At 69.5% G+C, this 24,226-nt stretch carries 17 protein-coding genes; 3 read left to right on the forward strand and 14 right to left on the reverse strand.

The genetic code is table 11. The annotated features are described in order from the left end of the window. Window positions 1-50: 50 nt before the first annotated feature. The 11 genes from NI26_RS16985 to NI26_RS15075 all read right to left on the reverse strand — a co-directional run bounded on the left by NI26_RS16985 (window position 51) and on the right by NI26_RS15075 (window position 12,672). A complete protein-coding gene (locus tag NI26_RS16985) occupies window positions 51-746 on the reverse strand; it encodes a hypothetical protein (protein WP_066657051.1) in 696 nt (231 codons plus the stop codon). After that, a complete protein-coding gene (locus NI26_RS15030; protein ID WP_066657054.1) occupies window positions 743-1,459 on the reverse strand; it encodes a hypothetical protein in 717 nt (238 codons plus the stop codon). The genes NI26_RS16985 and NI26_RS15030 overlap by 4 nt, the downstream gene beginning before the upstream one ends. Further along, window positions 1,456-2,508, reverse strand: coding sequence for a type IV pilus assembly protein PilM (gene pilM / locus NI26_RS15035; protein WP_066657057.1), 1,053 nt, complete (start codon window positions 2,506-2,508; stop codon window positions 1,456-1,458). Before pilM ends, NI26_RS15030 begins: the two co-directional genes overlap by 4 nt. Before the next feature lie 20 nt (window positions 2,509-2,528). Continuing rightward, a complete protein-coding gene (locus NI26_RS15040) occupies window positions 2,529-3,359 on the reverse strand; it encodes a prepilin peptidase (RefSeq protein ID WP_066658783.1) in 831 nt (276 codons plus the stop codon). Next, window positions 3,356-5,176 (reverse strand): hypothetical protein, encoded by a 1,821-nt coding sequence (locus NI26_RS15045; RefSeq protein ID WP_144411393.1) that lies wholly within the window; start codon window positions 5,174-5,176, stop codon window positions 3,356-3,358. The genes NI26_RS15040 and NI26_RS15045 overlap by 4 nt, the downstream gene beginning before the upstream one ends. A gap of 50 nt (window positions 5,177-5,226) precedes the next feature. Next, complete coding sequence (locus tag NI26_RS15050; protein ID WP_144411394.1) at window positions 5,227-5,931, reverse strand: PulJ/GspJ family protein; 705 nt, start codon at window positions 5,929-5,931, stop codon at window positions 5,227-5,229. Next, window positions 5,928-7,388 (reverse strand): hypothetical protein, encoded by a 1,461-nt coding sequence (locus tag NI26_RS15055; protein ID WP_144411395.1) that lies wholly within the window; start codon window positions 7,386-7,388, stop codon window positions 5,928-5,930. Before NI26_RS15055 ends, NI26_RS15050 begins: the two co-directional genes overlap by 4 nt. 73 nt (window positions 7,389-7,461) lie before the next feature. After that, window positions 7,462-7,893: a type II secretion system protein gene (locus NI26_RS17325; RefSeq protein ID WP_066657068.1), complete on the reverse strand. Its 432-nt coding sequence runs from the start codon at window positions 7,891-7,893 to the stop codon at window positions 7,462-7,464. A 192-nt stretch (window positions 7,894-8,085) separates the two neighbouring features. Further along, the gene (locus tag NI26_RS15065; protein WP_081985133.1) at window positions 8,086-9,309 is read right to left on the reverse strand and encodes a type II secretion system F family protein; all 1,224 of its coding nucleotides are present in this window, start codon (window positions 9,307-9,309) and stop codon (window positions 8,086-8,088) included. Next, window positions 9,309-10,982: a type IV pilus twitching motility protein PilT gene (locus NI26_RS16315; protein WP_081985135.1), complete on the reverse strand. Its 1,674-nt coding sequence runs from the start codon at window positions 10,980-10,982 to the stop codon at window positions 9,309-9,311. The genes NI26_RS15065 and NI26_RS16315 overlap by 1 nt, the downstream gene beginning before the upstream one ends. Before the next feature lie 19 nt (window positions 10,983-11,001). Next, the gene (locus NI26_RS15075) at window positions 11,002-12,672 is read right to left on the reverse strand and encodes a GspE/PulE family protein (protein WP_066657071.1); all 1,671 of its coding nucleotides are present in this window, start codon (window positions 12,670-12,672) and stop codon (window positions 11,002-11,004) included. Window positions 12,673-13,041: 369 nt separating this feature from the next. On the opposite strand from NI26_RS15075, the gene NI26_RS15080 reads away from it, so the two are divergent. Beyond that, window positions 13,042-13,407, forward strand: coding sequence for a VOC family protein (locus tag NI26_RS15080; RefSeq protein ID WP_058728464.1), 366 nt, complete (start codon window positions 13,042-13,044; stop codon window positions 13,405-13,407). A gap of 146 nt (window positions 13,408-13,553) precedes the next feature. Here NI26_RS15080 and NI26_RS15085 read toward each other — a convergent pair whose 3' ends face one another. The 3 genes from NI26_RS15085 to NI26_RS16990 form a co-directional block, all read right to left on the reverse strand. Then, entirely contained in the window at window positions 13,554-17,435 is a 3,882-nt protein-coding gene (locus NI26_RS15085) for a DNA-directed RNA polymerase subunit beta' (RefSeq protein WP_066657075.1), read from the reverse strand. A 47-nt stretch (window positions 17,436-17,482) separates the two neighbouring features. After that, window positions 17,483-20,971 carry a DNA-directed RNA polymerase subunit beta gene (rpoB, locus tag NI26_RS15090; protein WP_066657077.1) on the reverse strand — a complete coding sequence of 1,163 codons (3,489 nt, stop codon included), beginning with the start codon at window positions 20,969-20,971 and terminating at the stop codon, window positions 17,483-17,485. A 413-nt stretch (window positions 20,972-21,384) separates the two neighbouring features. Beyond that, window positions 21,385-21,960 (reverse strand): hypothetical protein, encoded by a 576-nt coding sequence (locus tag NI26_RS16990; RefSeq protein WP_066657079.1) that lies wholly within the window; start codon window positions 21,958-21,960, stop codon window positions 21,385-21,387. Window positions 21,961-22,298: 338 nt separating this feature from the next. On the opposite strand from NI26_RS16990, the gene NI26_RS15100 reads away from it, so the two are divergent. Both NI26_RS15100 and NI26_RS15105 read left to right on the forward strand, forming a co-directional pair. Next, window positions 22,299-23,141 carry a spermidine synthase gene (locus NI26_RS15100; RefSeq protein ID WP_066657081.1) on the forward strand — a complete coding sequence of 281 codons (843 nt, stop codon included), beginning with the start codon at window positions 22,299-22,301 and terminating at the stop codon, window positions 23,139-23,141. 180 nt (window positions 23,142-23,321) lie between these two features. Further along, window positions 23,322-24,164 (forward strand): DUF4064 domain-containing protein, encoded by an 843-nt coding sequence (locus tag NI26_RS15105; RefSeq protein WP_066657084.1) that lies wholly within the window; start codon window positions 23,322-23,324, stop codon window positions 24,162-24,164. Window positions 24,165-24,226: the final 62 nt, after the last annotated feature.

The following is a 24,226-nucleotide window of genomic DNA, read 5'->3' on the forward strand; positions in this document are numbered from 1 at the left end:
GCGGCGTGGCGTGTCGCACCCACTTCGCGGGGGGCTCTGCGGAGGGGGTGTCAGCCGTTCGCCGAGGCCGTCGACGAGGTGTCCGTGAAGACGTAGACCGATCCGGAGAGCGACCAGGACTGCGACTCCATCGGGGGCGCGTCGTCCTCCTCCTCGCTCGCGGCCGCGATGCCGGAGACGAGGAAGAGCCGCGACCCGGACTGCATCGCCTTCGTGAACGCGAGCGCCTGGTCGTACGACCCCTGCACCGCCACCGTCACGGGGACGAGCGAGAAGTTCGCGTCGGTGACCGCAGGGTCGGTCGCCGGCTGCGCCGAGGGCACGTCCTCGTCGGTGCTCGAGGTCGCGGCCGCGGACGGCGCCGCGGATGCCGTCGTCTCCGCCGTGGGCTCGGTGGCGGGGGCGTAGGCGGTGGCGTCCCCGATGGTGACGTTCGTGACCTGGACGCCGGCCGCGGCGGCGTTCGCGTCGATCTGCCGGACGAAGGACTCGCTGTCCGTCGTCGACGGCACCGATGCCCGGAGCTGCGCCAGTTCGGCCTTCGTGGCGTCGAGTCCGGCGAACGCCGCGGCGAGCCGCGTGAGCTCCGCACGGTTCTTGTCGTTCGTCGCGTCGATGGTGCTCTGCTGCGCCTGGTTCGACGACGCCGCCGCGAGTTGCGGCTGCACACCGAGGAACCAGCCCCCGGCCAGGACGACCGCGCAGACCACGAGCGCGATCACGAGGGACAGGTGGTGCTTCGTCATCGGTCGGCGTCCTTCTCGTACTTGCCGTCGTAGGCCCGCGCATCGAGCTCGAGCTCGATCACGGAGGTGTACTCGCCGCGGTCCTCGTCGTACGAGATCGACGAGATCGACGAGTCCAGGTAGCCGGTGGTCCCGGACAGGCGCGAGGTCCAGTCCGGGACAGACGGGATCGTCGTCGACCGGGCGGTCAGCGTGAGGGTGGCGACCCTCGGCGTGGGTCCTGCGTCCGCCGGCTGCCCGAACGGCTCCGTCACGGTCGCGGACGCGATGGTCATCCCGCTGATCGCGAGGTCTGCCGGCAGGACGTCCCGGATGCCGCCGAGCGTGCCGTCCCAGTCGACCTCCGTCGACCCGCCGACGGCGCGGGCGGAGTCGAGGAGGTCGGTGTCGCGTTCTGCCGCACGCAGTTCCGCGTACCGCTGCTGCTGGGCGAGGAGCGTCGTGGTCTCACCCTGCGCCGCGGTCAGCGCCGCCGCCGTGGCCATCTGGTGCGCCATCGCCCCACCGCTCGCGAGCACGACGGCGGCTGCCGCCACCACGACACCGAGCCAGGCGCGACGCGTGACCGCGCGCTGCCGACGCTCGACGTAGACCTCCGCGGGCAGGAGGTCGACACGGGGCGTGCGCCCCGCGGTCGAGTCCGCAGCCGCTCGACGGCCTGCCCGACCCCGACGACCCTGCATCGCGTCCGTGCGTTCCTCTGTGCTGGTCATGCTGCCTTGCTCCCCACCGCGAGTCCGTACGCGACCGCCACCGAGTCGCCGTGCGCGAGGACGTCCTCCTCGCGCACCGCCCGCCCGAAGCCCGCACCGCGGAAGGCGGAGGGGGTCGAGACCGGCAGGTGTGTCGTGTCGGCGAGTGCCTCGCGCAGCCCGATGAGCTGCGCGCCGCCGCCCACGAGTGCGATCCCGGCGACGACCTCGTCCGGACGGGTGTTGACGTAGTAGTTGATGGTGTTGCGGAGGCTCGTCACGAGTTCGTTCACCGTGTCGAACACCGCCGCGACGGCGCGGACGTCGTCCGGTGTGCGGGCCCCCGGTCCGATGCCGAAGTGCCGCTTCACCGCCTCGGCCTGGGCGAAGGGGATGTCGAGTCGACCGGCGAGCGACCGGGTGATGTCGTCACCGCCGGACGGGATGATCCGCACGAACTGCGGTACACCGTCCGTGGCCAGCACGACGCTCGTGGTGTCCGCACCGACCTGGATGATCGCGATGGTGCCGTGCTGCGCCTGCGTCGGGCTCAGGACCCGGGTGAGGGCGAACGGGATGAGGTCGACACCGACCGGGTTGAGACCCGCGAGCCGCACGGCGCGCACGTTGGCGAGCACGGCGTCCTTGATCGCCGCGACCAGGAGGCCCTTGATCACCGGACCGGTCTCGTCGACACCCTCGCTGACCGGGTAGAAGTCGAGGATGGCGTCCCCCACCGGCACCGGCAGCATGTCCTGCACGTGGAAGGGGAGGCTCTCGCGGATCTGCGCGAGCGGAGCGTGCGGCACGGTGAGGTCACGCGAGAGGACCCGCTGGTTGCCCATGCCGAGGACGACGTCGCGCGACCGGAACCTGCCGACCGACCAGAGCTGCCGCAGCGCGGCCCCCACCGTGTTCGGCTCGAGCACCTCGCCGCGGCTGACCGCACCCTCGGGTGTCGGCACCTCGGCGACCCGGAGGACGACGGGGCGGTCACGGTCGGCGTCCCCGACCTCGACCGCGCGGATCGACGACGCGGCGATGTCGACGCCGACGATGCTCTTTCCCATGGTGCTGCTTTCGTTGAGGGTCAGGAGAGGCCGAGGAGCCCGAGGTAGGCCGACCAGAGGGGTGCGCCGAGGACGATGCCGATCCAGGCGCCGACGAGCATCGACGGCCCGAAGGGGACTCCGCTGCCCATCCGTGCGCGACCGACGGCGACGAGTGCGATCGCGACCGTACCGCCGACGAGGAAGCCGCCGAAAGCTCCCACTGCGAGGGGTCCCCATCCGAGGTACGCGAGCACGAGGCCGAGGACCACGGCGAGCTTGACGTCGCCGAGCCCCATCCCCCCGGGGACCGCGAGCGCCAGGACCAGGTACGCACCACCGAGCACGACGGCGCCGAGGAGACCGCGCAGCAGGGCGCCCCAGTCCCCGGACACCGCGGACACCGCGCCGAGGAGCACCAGCAGCACGACGGCAGCCGGGTAGACGACGGCGTTCGGCAGCCGGTGCGTGTCGAGGTCGATCAGCGAGAGCGCGACGCTCACCGCCATCAGGAACAGCAGGGCGGCGAGCATCACGGTCCGACCGAGGGCCTCGCCGACGGTGGTGGCGCCGAGCGGCTGGGGGACGACGAGGGCGACGAGCACGAACAGGACCGCGGTCGCGCCCTCGACCGCGGGGTAGCGGGCCGAGATGGGAGCGGCGCAGTCGCGGCACCGCGCGCGCAGCAGCAGCCACGAGAGGACCGGGACGTTGTCCCGCCTGCGGATCGGGTGGTCGCACCGCGGGCACGCGCTCGCCGGCGCGACGACGGAGATCCCGGCGGGGACACGGTGCACGACGACGTTGAGGAAGGAGCCGATCGCCAGACCGAGCACACCGGCCAGGGCGGCGAGGACCCAGACCGCGCTCACCGGCAGGCTCCCGTGCTCGTCCTCGCGCACGCACCGTCGACCTGGTACGCGGACTGCACCTCGACCTGCGTCGTCACGCCGTACGAGGTCGAGACGGGCTGCAGGAACTTCGGCGGGGCGGTGGTGAGCAGCCGCTGGTCGTACACGTAGTTCTTCGAGAAGCCGGTGTTCCCGGTGGTCGCGACCGGTCCGCGCCAGTTCTGCGCGATGGAGCCGACGACCTTGAGCGTGCCGAGCTTCGGTCCGACGTCGTAGTTCTGGTTCCAGAACGTCCCGGCGTTGCTGGCGATGGCACCGCTGATGGTGATGCCGTCCCCGGTCGAGCGGTTCAGCAGGGCGATCCCCGAGTTGTTGCAGGCGGTGCCGTCGGACGCGTACGAGGTGCACTTGGTCGGGTTGTACACCTCGACCGCGTTCTGGCCGACGAGGCCGAGGATGTCGGTGGTGGGGTCGGCGTACGTCACGCTGCCGGTCGCCCAGATCGTGCCCGACGAGGCGATCGTCATCGCGCCGGCGAACGGCCCGCTGACGAAGACGTCGCCGGCGGTGCACGAGTAGGTGTCCGGCGCGGAACCGGCCTGCGTCGTGTTGTTGCGGCCGGCGCTGCGGCCGTTCACCCACTCCCCTGCGGCCGGGTAGCCCATGCCGTTGCTGAACGGCTGGTTCGCCTTCGTCGTCGCCCGGCCGTTCGCCCCGACCGTGACCGTCGTCGTGCAGTAGGTGTTGGTGTACTTCGACGGGAAGGTCCCCGACCAGGTGTTCACGTTGTTCGTCGCCGACGGGACGTCCTGCACGTACACGAGGTTCGCGGGCAGCGTGGGGATCGTCGCGCCGCCCTGGCTCTGCAGGGCGTCGATCGACCCGCAGAGCGACGCTGCCTTCGCGGTGTCCGCGCTCGCGGACACCTCGCCGGACTGGCTGTCCACCCGGATCTGCGTCGCCTTCGACCACGGCGACCAGACCGTCATCTTGCCGCCTCCGAGGAAGGTCACCCGGGTCGGGCCCGTGTACAGGCAGCCGGGACGGGGAACCGTCGCCGGGATGTCGGTCCGGGTCTCCTGGGACATGTTCGAGTTCAGCGCCGGAAGCCCCAGGTACGGCACGGGTGACGGGTCACCACCGAGGAACTGGCCGCTGCAGGTCCCGCTGGACGGACGCACCCGCGTGTCGTGCTGCTCGACGCTGCCGTTGAAGGTCGTCGCGCACGCCGCCGTGAAGACGTCGTTCGTCCGGATCGGGCCGTTGAGGACGTCGGTCCCGGCGAACTGCACGGCCTGGCACCTGTTCGACACGCCTCCCTGCCACTGGTAGGCGGTCGTGCAGTCACTGCCGGAGATCGACGGACTCGACGACTCGTAGTTCGTGAAGTACAGGTAGTTGATGAAGCCGTCGCCCTTGAGGTTCGCCACGAGCGACCGGACGCTCCCGCCGGACTTCCCCGTGACGCGGACCCGGAGCACGCCCTTCGACGAGTAGTCGGCGTTGTCGACCTCGTACCGGAAGAACTGGTCCGTGGAGCCCACGACGGACGCCCACTGCGAGCCGCTGCTGGTGAAGGCGGTGTTCTTGTCGTCGCCGGTGAACGTCGACCCGCTCGTCTTGCTGAACTGTGCTGCCGCGTTGCCGTAGAGCGCGTAGCCGTTGTCGTTGGACAGCTTCGACTGGTAGTCGGCCAGGCCGGCGTACGCCGCGGCCATGGCGTTCTGGAAGTTCCGGTCCGTCGCCGACTTCACCGCCCCCGAGGTGGACACCGCGACCATCGTCGCGACGAGCATGAGCATGACCGTGCCGAAGATCACGACGTTCGCCAGGGCCATGCCCCGTTCGTCCCCGTGCGCGCGGCGGAGGGCAGCGCTGATCCGGCCGATCACGGTGTCGCTCCGGAGTTCGTGCCGTACGCCACGTTGAAGAGGTACAGCGTGTTCTGGATGTGGGTGTTGCCCGGGGTGTCCGCCGTGGGGGCTCCGAGCTCGAGGTTCACGCGGACGGCGCGGACCGCTCCGAGCTGCGTCGTGGCCAGGGAACCGTCGGCGAGGGTCGGCAGCGGAGTCCCGTTCGCACCGAGGTAGGTGAAGAGCGGGTCGCCGTCCCCGGTCGGGGAGGACACCGCTCCGCCGAGGACGGTCGAGGTGGTGGGCGGCTGCGTCGGTGCGGGGAAGGTCGTGAAGCCCTTCGTCGTGGTGCCCGTCCACCGGTCGAGCACGATGCCCTTCGCCCCGTTGAGCGAGTACCGCACCTGCACCGGGACGTCGGTGGCGTTGCCGTCGAGGTTCACGAAGGCGGTGAACGTCATCCTCGAACCGTCGGCCTGGGTCACCGCGGACGCGTAGGTGCCGTCCGCCTTCGGCAGCAGGCTCGCCGCGTGCACGTAGCGGGTGAGCGAGTTCATCACGACCGACGCCGATCGCGCGTTCTGGTCGGACCGGGTGTTCGTCGACCCGGCACGCAGCGTCGCGGTGAAGAAGCCCCCGACCGCGACGAGGATCACCATCGAGATGCTCATCGCGACGATGAGTTCCATGAGCCCGACGCCGTCGTCCTCGTGCCGGAAGCGACGGAGCACCCGCATCACGAGGTCTGCCCGCGCGGGTCGAGGGTGAGCGTGTTGTCGTAGCTGATGACGATGAGCGCGGTCTTCCTGTTGACCGTCCCGGGCGTGACCGGCGCGACGTTGGAGGCGTTCGTGGCGATCTCGTTGCGCGACGTCGACCCGAACGTCGTGCCGGACGAGATGGTCCACGTGCCGAAGGGCAGGGCGATGGTGGCGGTGTCCGCGGACGACACCGGGAACTTCATCGTCATGCCCGCTGCGCAGCCCGGATCGCCCGGACCGGGGTTCGCGGAGGAGACCGCGGTGACGTAGCGCCCCTTGACGCCCTTGACCGTCGCGACACCCATGCGCACGGAACCGCTCGAGGGTTCACCCGCGCTCGTCGTGATCACGTCGAGGGTGGCTCCGACCGCTCCGTCCGCGTTGGGCGTGGTCCACGCGGCGGGGCTCGGGCTGAGGCAGTTGACCCTGGCGTTCGGGCTGTTCGAGTAGGGGCCGGCGTAGGCCGTGTACCCGGAGGTGAAGGGGAAGACCGGGAGCGAGGGCGTCGAGGTCGAGGTGATCGCGAGCGTCGTGCTCGTCGTGTCCCAGGGCGTCACCGTGTCGAGCCCGCCGCCGGTGCTCGAGAGCACGGTGGGCATGTTCGTGGGGAGCGTCGCCCCGTAGGACTGCGCGTACCCGAGCGTCAGTCGGCTCGCGCGGTCGTAGACGAACGGGACGGGGGCGCTCGCGCCGGCGGCAACGGTGATCGGGGTCTGCTGGGAGGGCTGCTTCTGGTCGGTGTCGATGCCGCCCGCGACGCTGGCGGTGACGGTGTAGTCACCCGGCGCCACGTTGACCGCGTACGAGCAGCCCTGGGAGTCGGTCGGCAGCGGGGAGGTGCTCGGTGCGACGGCGCCGCTGCCCGAGATCGGCGTCAACGAGACGGTCACGCCGGCGAACGGCGCACCGGACGCGTTCGCGACCGAGACGATCACGGTGCCGTAGCCCGGGTCCGTGACGGCGTCGCTCGGGGCGATCGCCGAGGTCATCGACGTGGAGGACGTACCGCCGCGGGCGTTCGGCCAGGACACCGTCGCGACGACGCTCTTGTAGGCGAGCTTGCCGTTCGAGGTGCCGCACGCGCCGCTCGCACCGTCGCTCTGCACCCACCGCACCGACCGGTCGATCTGGTAGGTCACGCCGCCGAGGGTCTTCGTGTTGACCGCCCCGTCCTTGCTGATGACCTTGAAGATGCCGGCGGTCGTCGCGGCGGCCGTCTGCCGCATCGAGTCGATGTCCTGCGAGGCGAGCGCCACCGCGGTCTCGCGGCCACGGCTCGTCTGGGTGAGCTGGAGGGTGTTCGCGATGCCGTAGGCGATCCCGACGCTCATCACGGCGAAGACCATCATGGCGACCATGACCTCGATGACCGAGAGGCCCGCCTCACGGGTCGTCGGGTCGACCGGGCGCAGGACGCGCTGCAGGGTGCGGATCACGGTCACCTCCTCAGGGGCCGAGCGACGAGAACGGCGGCCCGCTGTCGCGGGCCGCCTCTCGCATCAGGATCGATCAGGCGCAGTTGCCGTCGGCGGCCGCGGTGGTGGCGGTGATGTTGAACCACTTGCCGGTCGCGCCCTTGCCGCCGATGCAGAACGAGTCGGGCGTCGCGCCGGGCTTGTAGTTGAATTCCGTTCCCGTGCTCTTCGTGTAGCCGTACGGCGTCATCGTCGCCGGAACGGCGAACTCCGCTATCGTCGGCAGCGTCCCGTTCTTGTCCGTCTGGAACGCGATGACCGCCGTCTTCGCGTTCGCCAGGTCGGACTTCACCGTCGCGTCCTTCGCGTTGTTCTGCACGTTCAGGTACACCGGGATGGCGATCGCGGCGAGGATGCCGATGATGATCACGACGACCAGGAGTTCGATGAGCGTGAAGCCCTTCTCCTTGTCCTCGAGGAGGCCCTTGCGGCGAGCGTCGAGCTTGCCCATGAGAGCGAAGTACATGGTGGTTCCGTTCTTCTCGGGAATGCGATGGGGGTTGTGCCGCAGACTGCTCCGCCGCCGCTGGCAAGCGTATTGACGGCACTTTCCGGGCATAATCCCGAGAACGGGGGTGATCCGTGCTGCGAAATGCCCCCAGTACCGGGGGTGCGGAATTCCTGACCGGCCCCCGAACGGAGGGCGCGCGCCGTCGAGTTACTTGACGAGCGAGGAGATCTGGAAGATCGGCAGGTAGAGCGCGACGATCATGCCGCCGACCACGACGCCGAGGAATGCGATGAGCAACGGCTCGATGAGCGACGTCAGGGATTCCGTGGTCGATTCCACCTCGGAATCGTAGAAGATTGCGATCTTCTCCAGCATGACCTCGAGCGAACCGGCGTCCTCGCCGACCGCGATCATCTGCGCGACCATCGGCGGGAAGACGTTCTCCTTTGCCAGTGGCTCGGCGATCGATTCGCCTTTCCGGACGCTTTCCGCGACCCGGTCGAGCGCTTTCTGCACGACGAAGTTGTTGGATACTTCTCCGACGATCTTCAATGCCTGCAGGATGGGGACGCCGGCCCCGATCATGTTCGAGAAGTTCCGGGCGAACCGGGCGATGACGATCTTCTTCGTCAACTGCCCGAACACCGGCATCCGCAGCAGGATCGGGTCCCGGAACGCCCGGAAGCGGTCCGTGTTCTTGTTCCCCCGGTACCAGAGCCACCCGACGACGACGAGTACCGCCAGGATCGGTCCGGCCCAGCGCATCGCGTGCGAGAGCTGCACGAGGATCCGGGTCGGCAACGGCAGCTGCCCACCGAGCGACGCGAACATGTCCTGGAAGATCGGCACGATGAAGACGAGCATGACGACGACTGCCAGCAGCGACATCACGAGCACCACGACCGGGTAGGTCATGGCCGACTTGATCGTCGACCGGAGCTTGTGCTCCTTCTCGAAGTTCGTCGCGATCGAGTCCATCGCCTGGTCGAGGAATCCGCCGGTCTCCCCCGCGCGGATCATGTTGATCATGATCGGCGGGAAGTCGACCGGGTACTTCGCGACGGCGTCCGAGAACGAGACGCCGCGCTCGACGTCGTCCCGCACCTTGCCGAGGATCTCCTTGAGCTTCTTGTTCTCGGTCTGGCCCGCCAGGATCGTCAGCGCACGCAGGAGCGAGAGCCCGGACGAGAGCATCGTCGAGGCCTGGCGCGACATGATCGCGAGGTCCTTGAGCCCGACGCCCTTCTCGAGCCCCGGGATCTTGATCTCGGTCTGCAGCCCGGTGCCGGGCTTCGCCTCGGTGATGGCGATCGGCGAGACGCCCATGCCGCGCAGGCGCTGGACGACCGCGCCCTCCGACGCGGCGTCGAGCCGACCCTTGACGAGCTTGCCGGCGCCGTCGCGGCCCCGGTAGTCGAACGCGAGCGACATCAGTGGCCTCCGGAGTACTTGTCGCCGAAGTCGATCTCGGATGCGGCGATCGCGGCGGCGGACGAGTCGGAGGGCGACTCGACGCGCTGGACGAGCCGGTCGAAGCCGTCCTCGTCGTGCACCTTCTCCATCGCCGCAGCCCGCGTGACGGTGCCGACGTTGACCAGCTCGGCCAGGTCCTGGTCCATCGTGTGCATCCCGGCGTCGCGGCCGGCCTGCATCGCCGAGGTGATCTGGTACGTCTTGCCCTCGCGCACCAGGTTCGCGATCGCCGGCGTCGTCCGCATGATCTCGGTGGCGACGACCCGGCCGGTGCCGTTCGCCTTCGGCACGAGCGTCTGGCAGACGACACCCTCGAGTGTCGCCGCGAGCTGCGTTCGGATCTGCCCCTGCTGGTGCGGCGGGAACACGTCGATGACGCGGTCGATGGTGCCCGGAGCGCTCTGCGTGTGGAGCGTCGCGAAGACGAGGTGGCCGGTCTCGGCCGCGGTGAGCGCGACGGAGATGGTCTCGAGGTCGCGGAGCTCACCGATCAGGATGACGTCGGGGTCCTGCCGCAGCACGTGCTTCAGCGCGGCGGCGAACGAGTGCGTGTCCGCCCCGACCTCGCGCTGGTTGATGATCGCCTTCTTGTGGTCGTGCATGAACTCGATCGGGTCCTCGACCGTCACGATGTGGTCGGCCCGGGTCTCGTTGACCAGGTCGATGAGCGCGGCGAGGGTCGTCGACTTGCCGGAACCGGTCGGCCCGGTGACGAGCACGAGGCCGCGGGGCAGCTTCGCGAACTCACCCACGTGCTCCGGGATGCCGAGCTGCTTGAGCGTCTTGATCTTCGTCGGGATGATGCGGAAGGCCGCGCCCCAGTTGCCGCGCTGCTGGTAGTAGTTCACGCGGAAGCGGAACTCCGGCGACAGGGAGTACGCGAAGTCGAGTTCCTGCTCGTGGTCGAACTGCCCGGCCTGCTCGGGGCTCAACAGGGTCTTCAGTGCGGCGATCACCTTGTTGCGTGCCCAGGGTCCCCCGGGGACCGCGGGCCGCAGGGAGCCGTCGACCCGCACGGTGGGCGGGGCGTCGGCGGTGACGTGGAGGTCCGAGGCGCCCTGGTACACGACCTGCGAGAGCGCCGTGATGAGGTCGGCGTCGGCGACCTCGCGCGCGTGGCGCGTGAAGCCGATCTCGGGGTGCGAGCCGGCGTCGACGGCGCGGCCCTGCGTCGTGGTGGTGACGGCCTGGAGGCTCGTGGTCGGTACCGCGGGCGCCACCGGCAGGTGCTCGGTCACCGTCTCGGCGTAGCCGTACGCGGCCGTCGACGCGGGGACGGCCGCCGGGGGCGTGGCCGGCGCGGCCTGCGGCTGCGCGACCGGGACGGCGACGGGGTCGCCGGCGGGCGGCGGCCACGAGGATCCGCTGGAGGTCGCAGCCGCGGACGAGCCGCCCCACGCCGCCGGTGCGCCCCACGCGGGCTCGGTCGACAGGTCGTACACGGCACTGCTCGACGTCGGCACGGGAGAGCGGTCGCTCGACGACGCCGAGGGTGCTGACGCCGCAGCGGCCGCAGCAGCGGCAGCGAGCCGCGCAGCCCGACGACCGCCGACCTCGTTGCCCGGCTGTCCGGGGTGCCATCCGGCGACGGGGTCGTCGCCGGCCTCGATGTCGTACACCGATTCGTTCATCGTCCTCGTGCTCCCGGGACTACGCGACCACGCGCAGGATCTCGTCGACGCTGGTCATGCCGAGCTTGACCTTCTCCCACCCGTCCTGTCGGAGGGTGAGCATGCCCTGCTGCTGGGCGACGCGGCTGATCTCGGCGCTCGAGGCCCGCGCGACGGCCAGCCGCTCGATCTCCTCGGTGACGGTCATGACCTCGTGCAGGGCGATCCGGCCGCGGTAGCCGGTGTTCGAGCAGACGGCGCAGCCGATCGGCGCGAAGAACTCCGGCACGGCCACGTCCGCACGGTCGAGGAACCCGAGCGCGTGCAGCTGCTCGGCCTCGTACACCGCCGGGGCCTTGCACCGGTCGCAGAGCCGGCGGGCCAGACGCTGGGCGACCACCGAGTCCAGTGCGGAGCCGACCAGGAAGGGCTCGATGTCCATCTCGGTCAGACGGGTGACGGCCGACGGTGCGTCGTTGGTGTGCAGCGTCGAGAGCACCAGGTGACCGGTGAGCGAGGCCTCGATCGCGATCTGCGCCGTCTCGTGGTCGCGGATCTCACCGAGGAGCACCACGTCGGGGTCGGAGCGCAGGATCGAGCGCAGCGCGGACGCGAACGTCAGCCCGGCCTTCGGGTTCACCTGCACCTGGTTGATGCCGGCCATCCGGTACTCGACCGGGTCCTCGACCGTGATGACGTTGATCTCGGGCTTCGCGACGGCGTTCAGCGTCGTGTACAGCGTGGTCGACTTGCCCGAACCGGTGGGCCCGGTGACCAGGATCATGCCGTACGGCTTCGAGTAGGACCGCTGGTACGCCTGGAAGTTCTGCTCGAGCAGGTTGAGGTCCTTGAGCGTCAGCGACGTGTTCGTGTTGTCGAGGATCCGCATGACGACCTTCTCGCCCCACACGGTCGGCAGCGTCGCCACACGCAGGTCGATCTGCCGACCGCCGTGGCGCACCGACATGCGGCCGTCCTGCGGCTTCCGACGCTCGGCGATGTCGATGTCGCTCATGATCTTGAGCCGGCTGATGACACCGTTCTGGATGTTCTTCGGCGCCGGGGCCATCTCGTGCAGCACGCCGTCGATGCGGTAGCGCACCCGGACCTCGTGCTCGCCCGGCTCGATGTGGATGTCGGACGCGTGGTCCTGGATGGCCTGCGACACGAGCAGGTTCACGAAGCGGACGATCGGCACGTCGTCGAGCGCGCCGTCGGTCAGGTCCACCTGCTGCTGGGTCGGGGCGGCCGACTGGTCCTCGAACGACGAGGTCAGGTCGTTGAGCTCGTCGTCGGCGCGCAGGTACCGGTCGAGGGCGCTCACCAGGTCGCGCTCGTCGACCTGCAGCGGCTTGATCGAGCGACCGGAGGCGGTGCGGGCGTCGTCGATCGCGAGCACGTTCGAGGGGTTCACCATCGCCAGCACGAGCGTCTCGCCCTCGAACCCGACCCCGAGCACGCCGTGCCGACGGCAGAGCGCCGCGGGCAGCATCGACACCGCCGTGCCGTCGACCGGGTAGTCGGTCAGCGGGACGGTGTGCGCGTTGTTCGAGGCCGCACGCGCGGTGATGTACTGCGCCTCGCTCACCACGCCCTGGTCGACCAGGGTGCGGATCGAGCGCTCGTCGATCGCTTCGTCCCCCGTCATCGAGTCGAGGTGTTCGATCGGCAGTGCGCCGTTGAGGATGAGGATCTCGGAGAGCGTGGCCATGTGTCCCGGAGCCTCCTTCGGGTCGAGACCGGGTCGTGGGGATGCGTCCCGCAGCGGTGCGGCGCCCGTCCACGCTATTGCCGCGGTGCGCGGCGACCGCAGTCCCACAACGAGGGGGCGACGGGGTGGCGGGTGTCCCCAGTGCAGGGGTACCCGCCGGTACTGGGTGGTCCGGACGATGATCGACACGGGTCGATGCTCCGTCGCGAGCGTGCTCGCGGGGTGGGCGGTCCGGCGATCGGTGGAGCACTCGGTCGAGACCCCGGGCTGTGCAGGAACGGACGCGACGGGGTCCACGCGCGACCGCCGCCCGCACCGCCCCACGACGAAGTCCTCGACGTGCGGCGCCGCCCCGGGCCATGATGAGCCATGGACATCACGAGCGTGACCGTGGGCCTCCCCGTCTCCGACATCGAGGCGTCCTGCCTCTGGTACGGCGCCGTGTTCCAGCGTGCGGACCCCGACCTGGAGCCCGAGGACGGCGTCGTCGAGTACGAGATCGGCGGCATCTGGCTGCAGCTGTACCTCGACGCGGACGCCGAACGGCGTCCGGCGACCGTCCGGTTCGGTGTCGACGACGTCCGGTCCCAGCACGCCCGCATCGGGTCGCTCGGCATCGACGTCGGCCCGGTCGAGTGCGTCGACGGTGCCGTCGACTGGTTCGACGTCCGCGACCCCGACGGCAACGTCCTCAGCCTGTACTCGTTGGTCGACGAGAAGGGCCGCACGGCCTGAGACGCGACCGCGCGCCGGCCTGGAGGCGCGTGGCGGGCCCGTCACGAGCCTCCAGGCCGGCAGCACGCCGCTGACCGGCCACGCGCCGGCAACGAGGAAGGCCCCCGCATCCGAGGATGCGGGGGCCTTCCGGGTTCAGCTCAGGCTCAGTTGTAGGTCCCGGGCGTGAAGTCGTCCGACGAGAAGCTGTCGAAGTCGACGAAGCTCAGGTCGGCGTCCGAGAACGAGGAGTCGTCGGCGAAGATGCGGTTGGGGTACCGCTCCGCCTTGGCTTCCTCGGTCGCGGCGACGTCCACGTCACGGTACCGGCTGAGGCCCGTCCCGGCGGGGATGAGCTTACCGATGATGACGTTCTCCTTGAGGCCGACGAGGTGGTCCTGCTTGCCCTCCATGGCCGCCTGCGTGAGGACGCGGGTGGTCTCCTGGAAGGACGCGGCGGACAGCCACGACTCGGTCGCGAGGGACGCCTTCGTGATGCCCATGACCTCCTGGCGAGCCGAGGCGGTCTTGCGACCCTCCTGCAGCGCCGCACGGTTCAGCGCGTTGTAGCGCGACCGGTCGACGAGCTCACCCGGCAGCAGGTCGGTGTCGCCGTGGTCGACGACGGTGACCTTGCGGAGCATCTGGCGGACGATGACCTCGATGTGCTTGTCGTGGATCGGCACGCCCTGCGAGCCGTACACGTCCTGCACACCGTTGACGAGGTGCTTCTGGACCTCGCGCACACCCTTGACCCGGAGGACCTCCTTCGGGTCCACCGTGCCGGCGATGAACTGCTCGCCGAGCTCGACGTGCTGGCCGTCCTCGATGAGGAGGGTCGCACGCTTGAGCACCGGGTAGATGAACGGCTCGTCGCCGTTGTCCGGCGTGAGGATGATCCGACGACCCTTGTCCGTGTCCTCGATCGTGACGCGGCCGGGGGCCTCGGCGATCGGGGACGCGCCCTTCGGGGTGCGGGCCTCGAAGAGCTCGGTCACGCGGGGCAGACCCTGCGTGATGTCGTCGGCCGAGGCCGAACCGCCCGTGTGGAAGGTACGCATCGTCAGCTGGGTACCGGGCTCACCGATGGACTGGGCGGCGATGATGCCGACCGCCTCGCCGATGTCGACGAGGTTGCCCGTGGCGAGCGAACGGCCGTAGCACTTCGCGCAGACACCGACGGCCGACTCGCAGGTCAGGACCGAGCGCACCTTGATGCTCTCGACACCCGCCTCGAGCAGCGTGTCCAGCAGGACGTCACCGACGTCCGAACCGGCCTCGGCGACGACCGTGCCCTTCGCGTCCGCTGCCTCGGTGGCCAGCGTGCGCGAGTAGACGGTGTTCTCGACGCGCGGGTCGCGGACGAGGGCGCCGTCGGCACCCACGGTCGCGATCGGCAGCTCGAGGCCACGGGTCGTCCCGCAGTCGTCCTCACGGATGATGACGTCCTGCGACACGTCGACGAGACGACGGGTCAGGTAGCCCGAGTCGGCGGTACGGAGAGCCGTGTCCGCCAGACCCTTGCGGGCACCGTGCGTGGCGATGAAGTACTCCGCCACGGTCAGGCCCTCGCGGTACGAGTTGATGATCGGGCGGGCGATGATCTCACCCTTCGGGTTGTTCACCAGACCACGCATACCGGCGATGTTGCGCACCTGCAGCCAGTTACCACGAGCACCCGACGAGACCATGCGGTTGATGGTGTTGTCGACCGGGAAGTTGTCGCGCATCTCCTGCGCGATCTCGTTCGTGGCCTCGGTCCAGATCTTGATCAGGTCGGCGCGGCGCTCCGCGTCGGTGATCAGACCCTTGTCGAACTCGCCCTGGACCTTGGCGGCCTGGACCTCGTAGCCCGCGATGATCTCCTTCTTGCGAGGAGGCGTCACGACGTCCGACAGCGCCACGGTCACACCGGAGCGCGTGCCCCAGTAGAAGCCCGCGTCCTTGATCCGGTCCAGCGCAGCGGCCGTCTCGGTCTTGGAGTAGCGCTCGGCGAGGTCGTTGACGATCGCGGAGAGGGTGCCCTTGTCGGTGACGCGCTGGACGAACGGGTAGTCCGCCGGCAGCGTCTCGTTGAAGAGCGCACGGCCCAGGGTGGTCTCGAGGAGGATCGGCTGACCGACCTCGTAGCCCTCCGGCGCCTCGCCCTCGGCGAAGTGGACACCCGACATGCGGATCTTCACCATCGCGTTGAGGTGCAGCGTGTTCTGGTCCTTGGCCAGGATCGCCTCGGCGACCGACGAGAACGCACGGCCCTCGCCGAGCGCGCCCTCGCGGACGGTCGTCAGGTGGTGCAGACCGATGATCATGTCCTGTGCGGGCAGGGTCACCGGACGGCCGTCCGACGGCTTGAGGATGTTGTTCGAGGCGAGCATCAGGATGCGGGCCTCGGCCTGGGCCTCGACCGACAGCGGCAGGTGCACGGCCATCTGGTCACCGTCGAAGTCCGCGTTGAACGCAGCACACACGAGCGGGTGGAGCTGGATGGCCTTGCCCTCGACGAGCTGCGGCTCGAACGCCTGGATGCCCAGACGGTGCAGCGTCGGCGCACGGTTCAGCAGGACGGGGCGCTCGCGGATGATCTCCTCGAGCACGTCCCACACCTGCGGACGCGAACGCTCGACCATGCGCTTGGCCGACTTGATGTTCTGCGCGTGCGACAGGTCGATGAGGCGCTTGATGACGAACGGCTTGAACAGCTCGAGCGCCATCTGCTTCGGCAGACCGCACTGGTGCAGCTTGAGCTGCGGGCCGACGATGATGACCGAACGACCCGAGTAGTCGACGCGCTTGCCGAGCAGGTTCTGGCGGAAGCGACCCTGCTTTCCCTTGAGCATGTCGCTCAGGGACTTCAGGGCGCGGTTGCCGGTACCCGTGACGGGACGACCACGACGACCGTTGTCGAACAGCGCGTCGACCGCTTCCTGCAGCATGCGCTTCTCGTTGTTCACGATGATCTCGGGGGCACCGAGGTCGAGCAGGCGGCGGAGACGGTTGTTGCGGTTGATCACACGACGGTAGAGGTCGTTGAGGTCCGACGTGGCGAAGCGGCCACCGTCGAGCTGCACCATCGGGCGCAGCTCCGGCGGGATGACCGGCACGACGTCGAGCACCATCGCGGCCGGCGAGTTGCCGGTGGCGAGGAAGGAGCTGACGACGCGCAGGCGCTTGATCGCGCGGATCTTCTTCTGACCCTTGCCCTCGGCGATCTGCAGGCGCAGCGACTCGGCCTCGGCGGCCAGGTCGAAGGCCTCGAGCCGCAGCTTGATCGCCTCGGCGCCCATGTAGGCGTCGAAGTAGATCCCGAAGCGGTCCTGCAGCTCGTGGAACACGGCGTCCTCGGGCTTGAGGTCGCCGACCTTGAGGTTGCGGAAGTCCTCCCACACGCGCTCGAGGCGGGTGATGTCCTCGTCGAAGGACTTGCGGACCTGGGACATCTCCTTCTCGGCGGTGTCCTTGGTCCGGCGCTTCACGTCGGCCTTGGCGCCCTCTTCCTCGAGCGCTGCGAGGTCGTCCTCGAGCTTCTTGAGGCGGTCGGCGATGATCGAGTCGCGCTGACCCTCGAGGTTCTTGATCTCGAGGCGCATCTCGTTCTCGAGACCGGGCATGTCGGCGTGACGGCCCTCTTCATCGATGTCGATGATCATGTACGCCGCGAAGTAGATGACCTTCTCGAGGTCCTTCGGCGCCATGTCGAGGAGGTACCCGAGGCGCGACGGGACGCCCTTGAAGTACCAGATGTGCGTGACGGGGGCGGCGAGCTCGATGTGGCCCATGCGCTCACGACGGACCGAGGACTTGGTGACCTCGACGCCGCAGCGCTCGCAGACGATGCCCTTGAAGCGGACACGCTTGTACTTGCCGCAGGCGCACTCCCAGTCGCGGGACGGACCGAAGATCTGCTCGCCGAACAGACCGTCCTTCTCGGGCTTCAGGGTGCGGTAGTTGATGGTCTCCGGCTTCTTGACCTCGCCGTACGACCACTGACGGATGTCCTCGGCGGTCGCGAGGCCGATCCGGATGGCGTCAAATGACGTTGCTTCGAGCAATGTTCTTCTCTCTTGCTGAGTTCGAAACGTGTTCGGTACGGGCCGGCTCAGATGTCGTCGACGGACGACGACTCGAACCGCGAGGAGATGTTGATGCCGAGCTCTTCAGCGGCACGGAAGACCTCGTCGTCCGTGTCGCGGAGGCTGACCGCCTGGCCGTCCGCCGAGAGGACCTCGACGTTCAGGCAGAGCGACTGCATCTCCTTCATGAGGACCTTGAACGACTCGGGGATGCCGGGTTCCTGGATGTTCTCGCCCTTGACGATCGCCTCGTAGACCTTCACGCGGCCGAGGATGTCGTCGGACTTGATCGTCAGGAGCTCCTGGAGGGCGTAGGCGGCGCCGTACGCTTCGAGCGCCCACACCTCCATCTCACCGAACCGCTGTCCACCGAACTGCGCCTTACCACCCAGCGGCTGCTGCGTGATCATCGAGTACGGACCGGTCGAACGGGCGTGGATCTTGTCGTCGACCAGGTGGTGCAGCTTGAGGATGTACATGTAGCCGACCGAGACGGGCTCCGGGAACGGCTCGCCGGAGCGGCCGTCGAAGAGCTGCGCCTTGCCGGAGGAACCGATCAGGCGCTCGCCGTCGCGGTTCGGGAGCGTGCTGTCGAGGAGCCCCTCGATCTCGCGCTCGTACGCACCGTCGAACACCGGGGTGGCCACCTTCGTGCCGGGCGCCGCGCTGTGCGCTGCCTCCGGCAGGGCGGATGCCCACTCCTGGATGCCCTCGACGTTCCAGCCCTGCTTCGCGAGCCACCCGAGGTGGATCTCGAGGACCTGGCCGAAGTTCATGCGGCCGGGGACGCCGAGCGGGTTGAGCACGATGTCGACCGGGGTGCCGTCCGCGAGGAACGGCATGTCCTCGACCGGCAGGATCGTCGAGATGACGCCCTTGTTGCCGTGACGACCGGCGAGCTTGTCACCCGCGGTGATCTTGCGCTTCTGGGCGATGTAGACGACCACGCGCTGGTTGACACCCGAGCCGAGCTCGTCGTCGCCGTCCTGCGCGTCGAAGACCTTGACGCCGATGATCGTGCCCTCTTCACCGTGGGGCACCTTCAGCGAGGTGTCGCGCACCTCGCGCGACTTCTCGTTGAAGATCGCGCGGAGCAGGCGCTCCTCGGCGGAGAGCTCGGTCTCGCCCTTCGGCGTGACCTTGCCGACCAGGATGTCGCCGGGGCGGACCTCGGCGCCGATGCGGATGATGCCGCGCTCGTCGAGGTCGGCCAGGAGGTCCGGGCTGACGTTCGGGAGGTCGCGGGTGATCTCCTCCTTGCCGAGCTTGGTGTCGCGAGCGTCGACCTCGTACTCCTCGATGTGGATCGAGGAGAGCGTGTCGTCCTTCACGAGGTTCTGCGACAGGATCATCGCGTCCTCGTAGTTGTAGCCCTCCCACGGCATGAACGCGACGAGGAGGTTCTTGCCGAGCGCGAGCTCGCCGTTCTCCGTCGCGGGGCCGTCGGCGATGACCTCGCCCTGCTCCACGCGCTCGCCTGCGGAGACGATGACGCGGTGGTTGTAGCTCGTGCCCTGGTTCGAGCGGTCGAACTTGCGCAGGTAGTAGGTCTGCGTGCCGCCCTCGTCGAGCTGCAGGGTCACGGCGTCGGCCGAGACCTCGGAGACGACACCCGCCTTGTCGGCGGTGACGACGTCACCGGCGTCGATGGCGGTGTAGCCCTCCATGCCGGTGCCGACGAGCGGCGACTCGGAACGGAGCAGCGGGACAGCCTGACGCTGCATGTTCGCACCCATGAGGGCGCGGTTCGCGTCATCGTGCTCGAGGAACGGGATGAGCGAGGTCGCGACCGACACCATCTGGCGCGGCGAGACGTCCATGTAGTCGACCTCGTCCTTGCCGACGAGCTCGACCTCGCCGCCCTTCTTCCGGACGAGCACCTTGTCGTCCTGGAAGTGGAAGTCGTCGGTCAGCGGCGCGTTGGCCTGGGCGACGACGAAGTCGTCCTCCTCCGATGCCGTGAGGTAGTCGATGGTCGTGGTGACCTGACCGTTCACGACGCGGCGGTACGGCGTCTCGATGAAGCCGAAGGAGTTGATCCGACCGAACGACGCGAGCGAGCCGATCAGACCGATGTTCGGGCCTTCCGGGGTCTCGATCGGGCACATGCGGCCGTAGTGCGACGGGTGGACGTCGCGGACCTCGACGCCGGCACGCTCACGGGACAGACCACCCGGGCCGAGGGCCGACAGGCGACGCTTGTGCGTCAGACCCGCGAGCGGGTTGTTCTGGTCCATGAACTGCGACAGCTGCGAGGTGCCGAAGAACTCCTTGATCGCGGCGACGACGGGTCGCACGTTGATCAGGGTCTGCGGGGTGATCGCCTCGATGTCCTGCGTGGTCATGCGCTCGCGGACGACGCGCTCCATGCGGGACAGACCGGTGCGGACCTGGTTCTGGATGAGCTCGCCGACGGCGCGGATGCGACGGTTGCCGAAGTGGTCGATGTCGTCCACGTCGAGACGGAGCTGGACGGGCTCGCCGTCACGGACACCGTCGAGCGTCGTCTTCTCGGCGTGCAGCGAGACGAGGTACTTGATGGTGCGGACGATGTCCTGCACGGTCAGCACCGAGTCCGAGAGCTGCGCGTCGATGCCGAGCTTGCGGTTCAGCTTGTAGCGACCCACCTTGGCGAGGTCGTAGCGCTTCGAGTTGAAGTAGAAGTTGTCGAGGAGCGCACGCGCGGCCTCGGCGGCGACCTGCTCGCCCGGACGCAGCTTGCGGTAGATGTCCTTGAGCGCCTCTTCCTTGGTGAGGACGGCGTCCTTCTCGAGGGTCGACTCGATCGAGGCGAAGCCCTGGAACTCCTCCATGATCTCCTCGCTCGTCAGGCCGAGGGCCTTGAGGAAGACGGTCACGGACTGCTTGCGCTTGCGGTCGATGCGCACGCCCACCTGGTCGCGCTTGTCGATCTCGAACTCGAGCCACGCACCACGCGACGGGATCACGCGGGCGGAGTAGATGTCCTTGTCGGAGGTCTTCTCCTGCTGGCGCTCGAAGTAGACGCCCGGCGAGCGGACGAGCTGCGAGACGACGACGCGCTCGGTGCCGTTGATGATGAACGTGCCGCGCTCGGTCATGAGCGGGAAGTCGCCCATGAAGACGGTCTGCGTCTTGATCTCACCGGTCATGTGGTTCATGAACTCGGCGTTGACGTACAGCGGCGCGGCGTAGGTCTTGCCACGCTCCTTGCACTCGTCGATGGAGTACTTCGGGTCCTCGAGCTCCGGGGACGTGAACGAGAGCTGCATGGTCTCGCCGAGGTCCTCGATCGGGGAGATCTCCTCGAAGATCTCCTCGAGGCCGGAGTGCAGCGCGAGGTCGGTGCGACCCTGCTCCTGTCCTTCGGCGAGGCGGGCCTTCCAGACGTCGTTGCCGACGAGCCAGTCGAAGCTCTCCGTCTGGAGGGCGAGCAGATCCGGCACCGTGAGGGTGTCCGTGATCTTGGCGAACGAGAGTCGCGAGTGGTTGCGACCGTTCTTGGGGTTGGTGGATGCGTTGGGCGCAGCAGCCAAGGGTGTGACCTCCGGTAGGCCCCGTCGGGCCGGTACTGACGAGCAGCACGTAGGTGAGTGGATTGATCGCTCGGCGCGACCCCGGGACCACCGACACGGAACGCACGACGGCAACGACCGTCGAGGACCTGTGGGATGATCGGTGAGCGGGTCCCGCCGCCATATACGGGACCGGCTGCACCAGGGCGCGTGTTCGACCGCAATATGACGACACACGAATGCCAGGGAGCGCGAACTGTCATCATAGGTCGCCCTGGCGCGCGCTGTCCAGTCCTGGCTTGACCGGATTCGGCGATGGCGTGTATAAGCACACCGACCGCCCCCGCGACGGCGTGTACAAGCACGCGGACCGCCCCCGCGACGGCGTGTACGAGCACACCGCCCGCCCCGGGATTCCCGCAGCGCGGCCCGGATCAGTCCTCGAGCGCGTGCAGCAGCTCCTCCGGGTGCTCGGTCCGGACGAAGGTCACCCGCCCCCGGTCGTCCGTGATCCGCACGCCGCGGCCCGGCGTGAGGATGAGCGCCCGCACCCCGCGACCGAGCCGCAGGCCCACCCCGCCGAAGGTGCGCGCGTCCGCGTCGGCCACCGTCACGTCGGCGATGCGTCCCCGCGCGATCCGCCGCGTCGGCAGCGGCCGGAAGTGCAGGACGACGGCGGCGTCGGTCACCGCGATGCCGGTCCGGGCGAGCAGCAGCAGGGCACCGGCCACGAGTGCGACCACGCCCGGCAGCAGCAGCGCGACCTCCGGTGCGTCCCCCGGCCAACCGAGGACGGCCGCCGTCAGCGCGCCCCCGCCGAGCAGCAGCACGGCGCCGACCACACGCATCCACCGGGGAGCGCGCTCACCGTCGACGGCCACCGGCCGGGAGGCGCGGTGCGGCCGGGCGGACCGGCGACCGTCCGCCGCGGCGGAGCCGGTCCGGCTGCGTGGCACGCCGGCCGGGCGCCGGGCGGGACGGAGGGTGGGGATGCTCAGGGTGTCGGTCATCGCGGGTCTCCTGCGGGAGTCGTGTTCCTGCCGCGGGCGCCCGGGTCGTCGGACGGCGCACGCGTGGTGCCGTGCGCCGTCGCACGCGGGAGGGCGGCGAGCCTCGGGTGGGGGTGCGGGGCGCGCCGACGACGTGCGGGGCACCCGGGCGCGGTGGGGGTCGCGCTGGGTCGTGCCGGTCCACGTCGCGGTCACCCGGACCGGCGGAACACCACGGCCTCGGCCGCACGGTGCTCGACACCGGTCGGGTGACGACGACGAGAACGGTACGTCGTGTCCCTTGACGTCGGCTGGTCGTGCGGAGAGCGGAGGCTCCGCGGTGGTGTTCCATGGGAGGCATGGCTGATGCGTTCGACGGGTTCCGGATCGGTGCGGGCTGGGCGTCGGTGGAGCCGGACCGGCACCGCCCCGGGTCCTTCACGCTCGTGGTGGACGGCACGCCGCAGTCGCACGTCGACCTCGAGGACCCCACGCACCTGGCGTTCGAGTACATCCGGCGCATCGGACACGCGATCGACCTCCTGCCGGAGGGACCGATCACGGCGCTGCACCTCGGCGCGGGTGCACTGACCCTGCCCCGGTACGTCGCCGTCACCCGCCCGGGCTCACGGCAGCAGGTCGTGGAGCTGGAGCGGGACCTCGTCGAGCACGTGCGCGAGGTGCTCCCGTTCCCCCGCGGCGCCTCGATCCGGGTCCGCTACGGCGACGCCCGCGAGGTGCTCGGCAAGCTGCCGGCCGGCCTCCGCGGCACGGTGGACCTGGCGGTCGTCGACGTGTTCGGCGGCTCGCAGATCCCCGCGCACGTGACGAGCGTCGAGTTCTACCGCTCCGTCGCCGAGTTCCTCTCGCCCACCGGGATCGTCGCCGTGAACGTCGCGGACGGGGCCGGCCTGGCCTTCGCACGCGGGCAGGCATCGACGCTGCAGGCCGTCCTGCCGTCGGTCGCGGCCGTCGCCGACACCGGCATGCTCAAGGGGCGGCGGTTCGGCAACATCGTGCTGCTCGGGTCGCGGACCGACCTCCCCGTGGCGGACATGCCCCGGCGCTACTCGTCCGACCCGATGCCGGCGAAGGTGGTGCACGGGCAGGAGCTCCGTGCCTTCACGGCGGGCGCGCCCATCGTCACCGACGCGACCGCGGTCGCGTCCCCCGAACCGAACCGCAGCGTCTTCGGCGGCTGAGCCCGCGGTCGCGTCCCGACCACACGCCGGACGGGAGGCCCGGTGCCGGTCCGGTGCCGGGCCTCCCGGCCGTGGGACGGGTACAGGAGCGCCGAGTCCCCCTGAACACGTCGGGCATCCGGCTGCCAGGATGGGGGACAACGACCGCGCGACCGCGCGACCGACCGAGGGAGTCCCCTGATGACGAACGACGACCGGAGCAACGAGGACCGGACGGGCGACGGCGACGCGCCGGTCTGGGGCAGTGCGCCGCAGCGCGACCAGCGCGACCAGCACGACGCACCCCGCTACGGCGAGCGCGTGGACCCGGCACCGGGATCGGCGCCGCAGTACGGCGAGCAGCACCAGGGCCAGCAGCAGTACGGGCAGCAGCAGTACGGCGAGCGCGACCAGTACGGGCAGCAGCAGTACGGCGAGCGCGACCAGCACGGACAGCAGCAGTACGGCCAGCCGCAGCACGGCGAGCACGACCAGCACGGTCGGTACGACCAGCGCGACGGCCGTCACGAGTCCCCGACGTGGGGCGAGCACCAGGGGTCGCACCAGCCCTACGCGGCGTCCTCGGCGCCGGCGAGTGCAGGCAGCCCGGCGTGGCAGTCCTCCGAGGAGACGAAGCCGGCGAAGAAGAAGAAGACCGTCGGGCTCGTGGCGTTCGCGCTCGGGATCCTGTCGCTCGTGCTCGGCGTCGTCGGCGGTGCCGTGCTGGGCGCCGCGTTCGCGGGCAACGCCGCAATCGAGCAGATCGCGCGCGACGGCGGCGGATCGGTGCAGCAGCAGGAACAGCTGCGGCAGCAGCTCATGAACGACCCGTCCGCGATGAGCCAGTTCGGCGGCGGGTCGATCATCATCCTCATCGCAGCCGTCCTCGGCCTGTGGGCCCTGGTGCAGGGCATCATCGCGGCGGTCGCGGGCCGGGGTCGCGTCTGGGGTGTCCTCGCGATCATCCTCGCCGTCGTCGCCACCTTCGCGACGTTCATCGCGGTCAGCATCGCCGCGGCTGCCGCGGTCACCGGCGGCAACTGATCCACGAGTACCACCGACGGCCCGTCCCGCTGCAGCGGGGCGGGCCGTTCCGCGTCCCGGCC

Origin of the sequence: Curtobacterium sp. MR_MD2014 (assembly GCF_000772085.1) — a bacterium.
In the GTDB taxonomy this organism is placed as follows: Bacteria; Actinomycetota; Actinomycetes; order Actinomycetales; family Microbacteriaceae; genus Curtobacterium.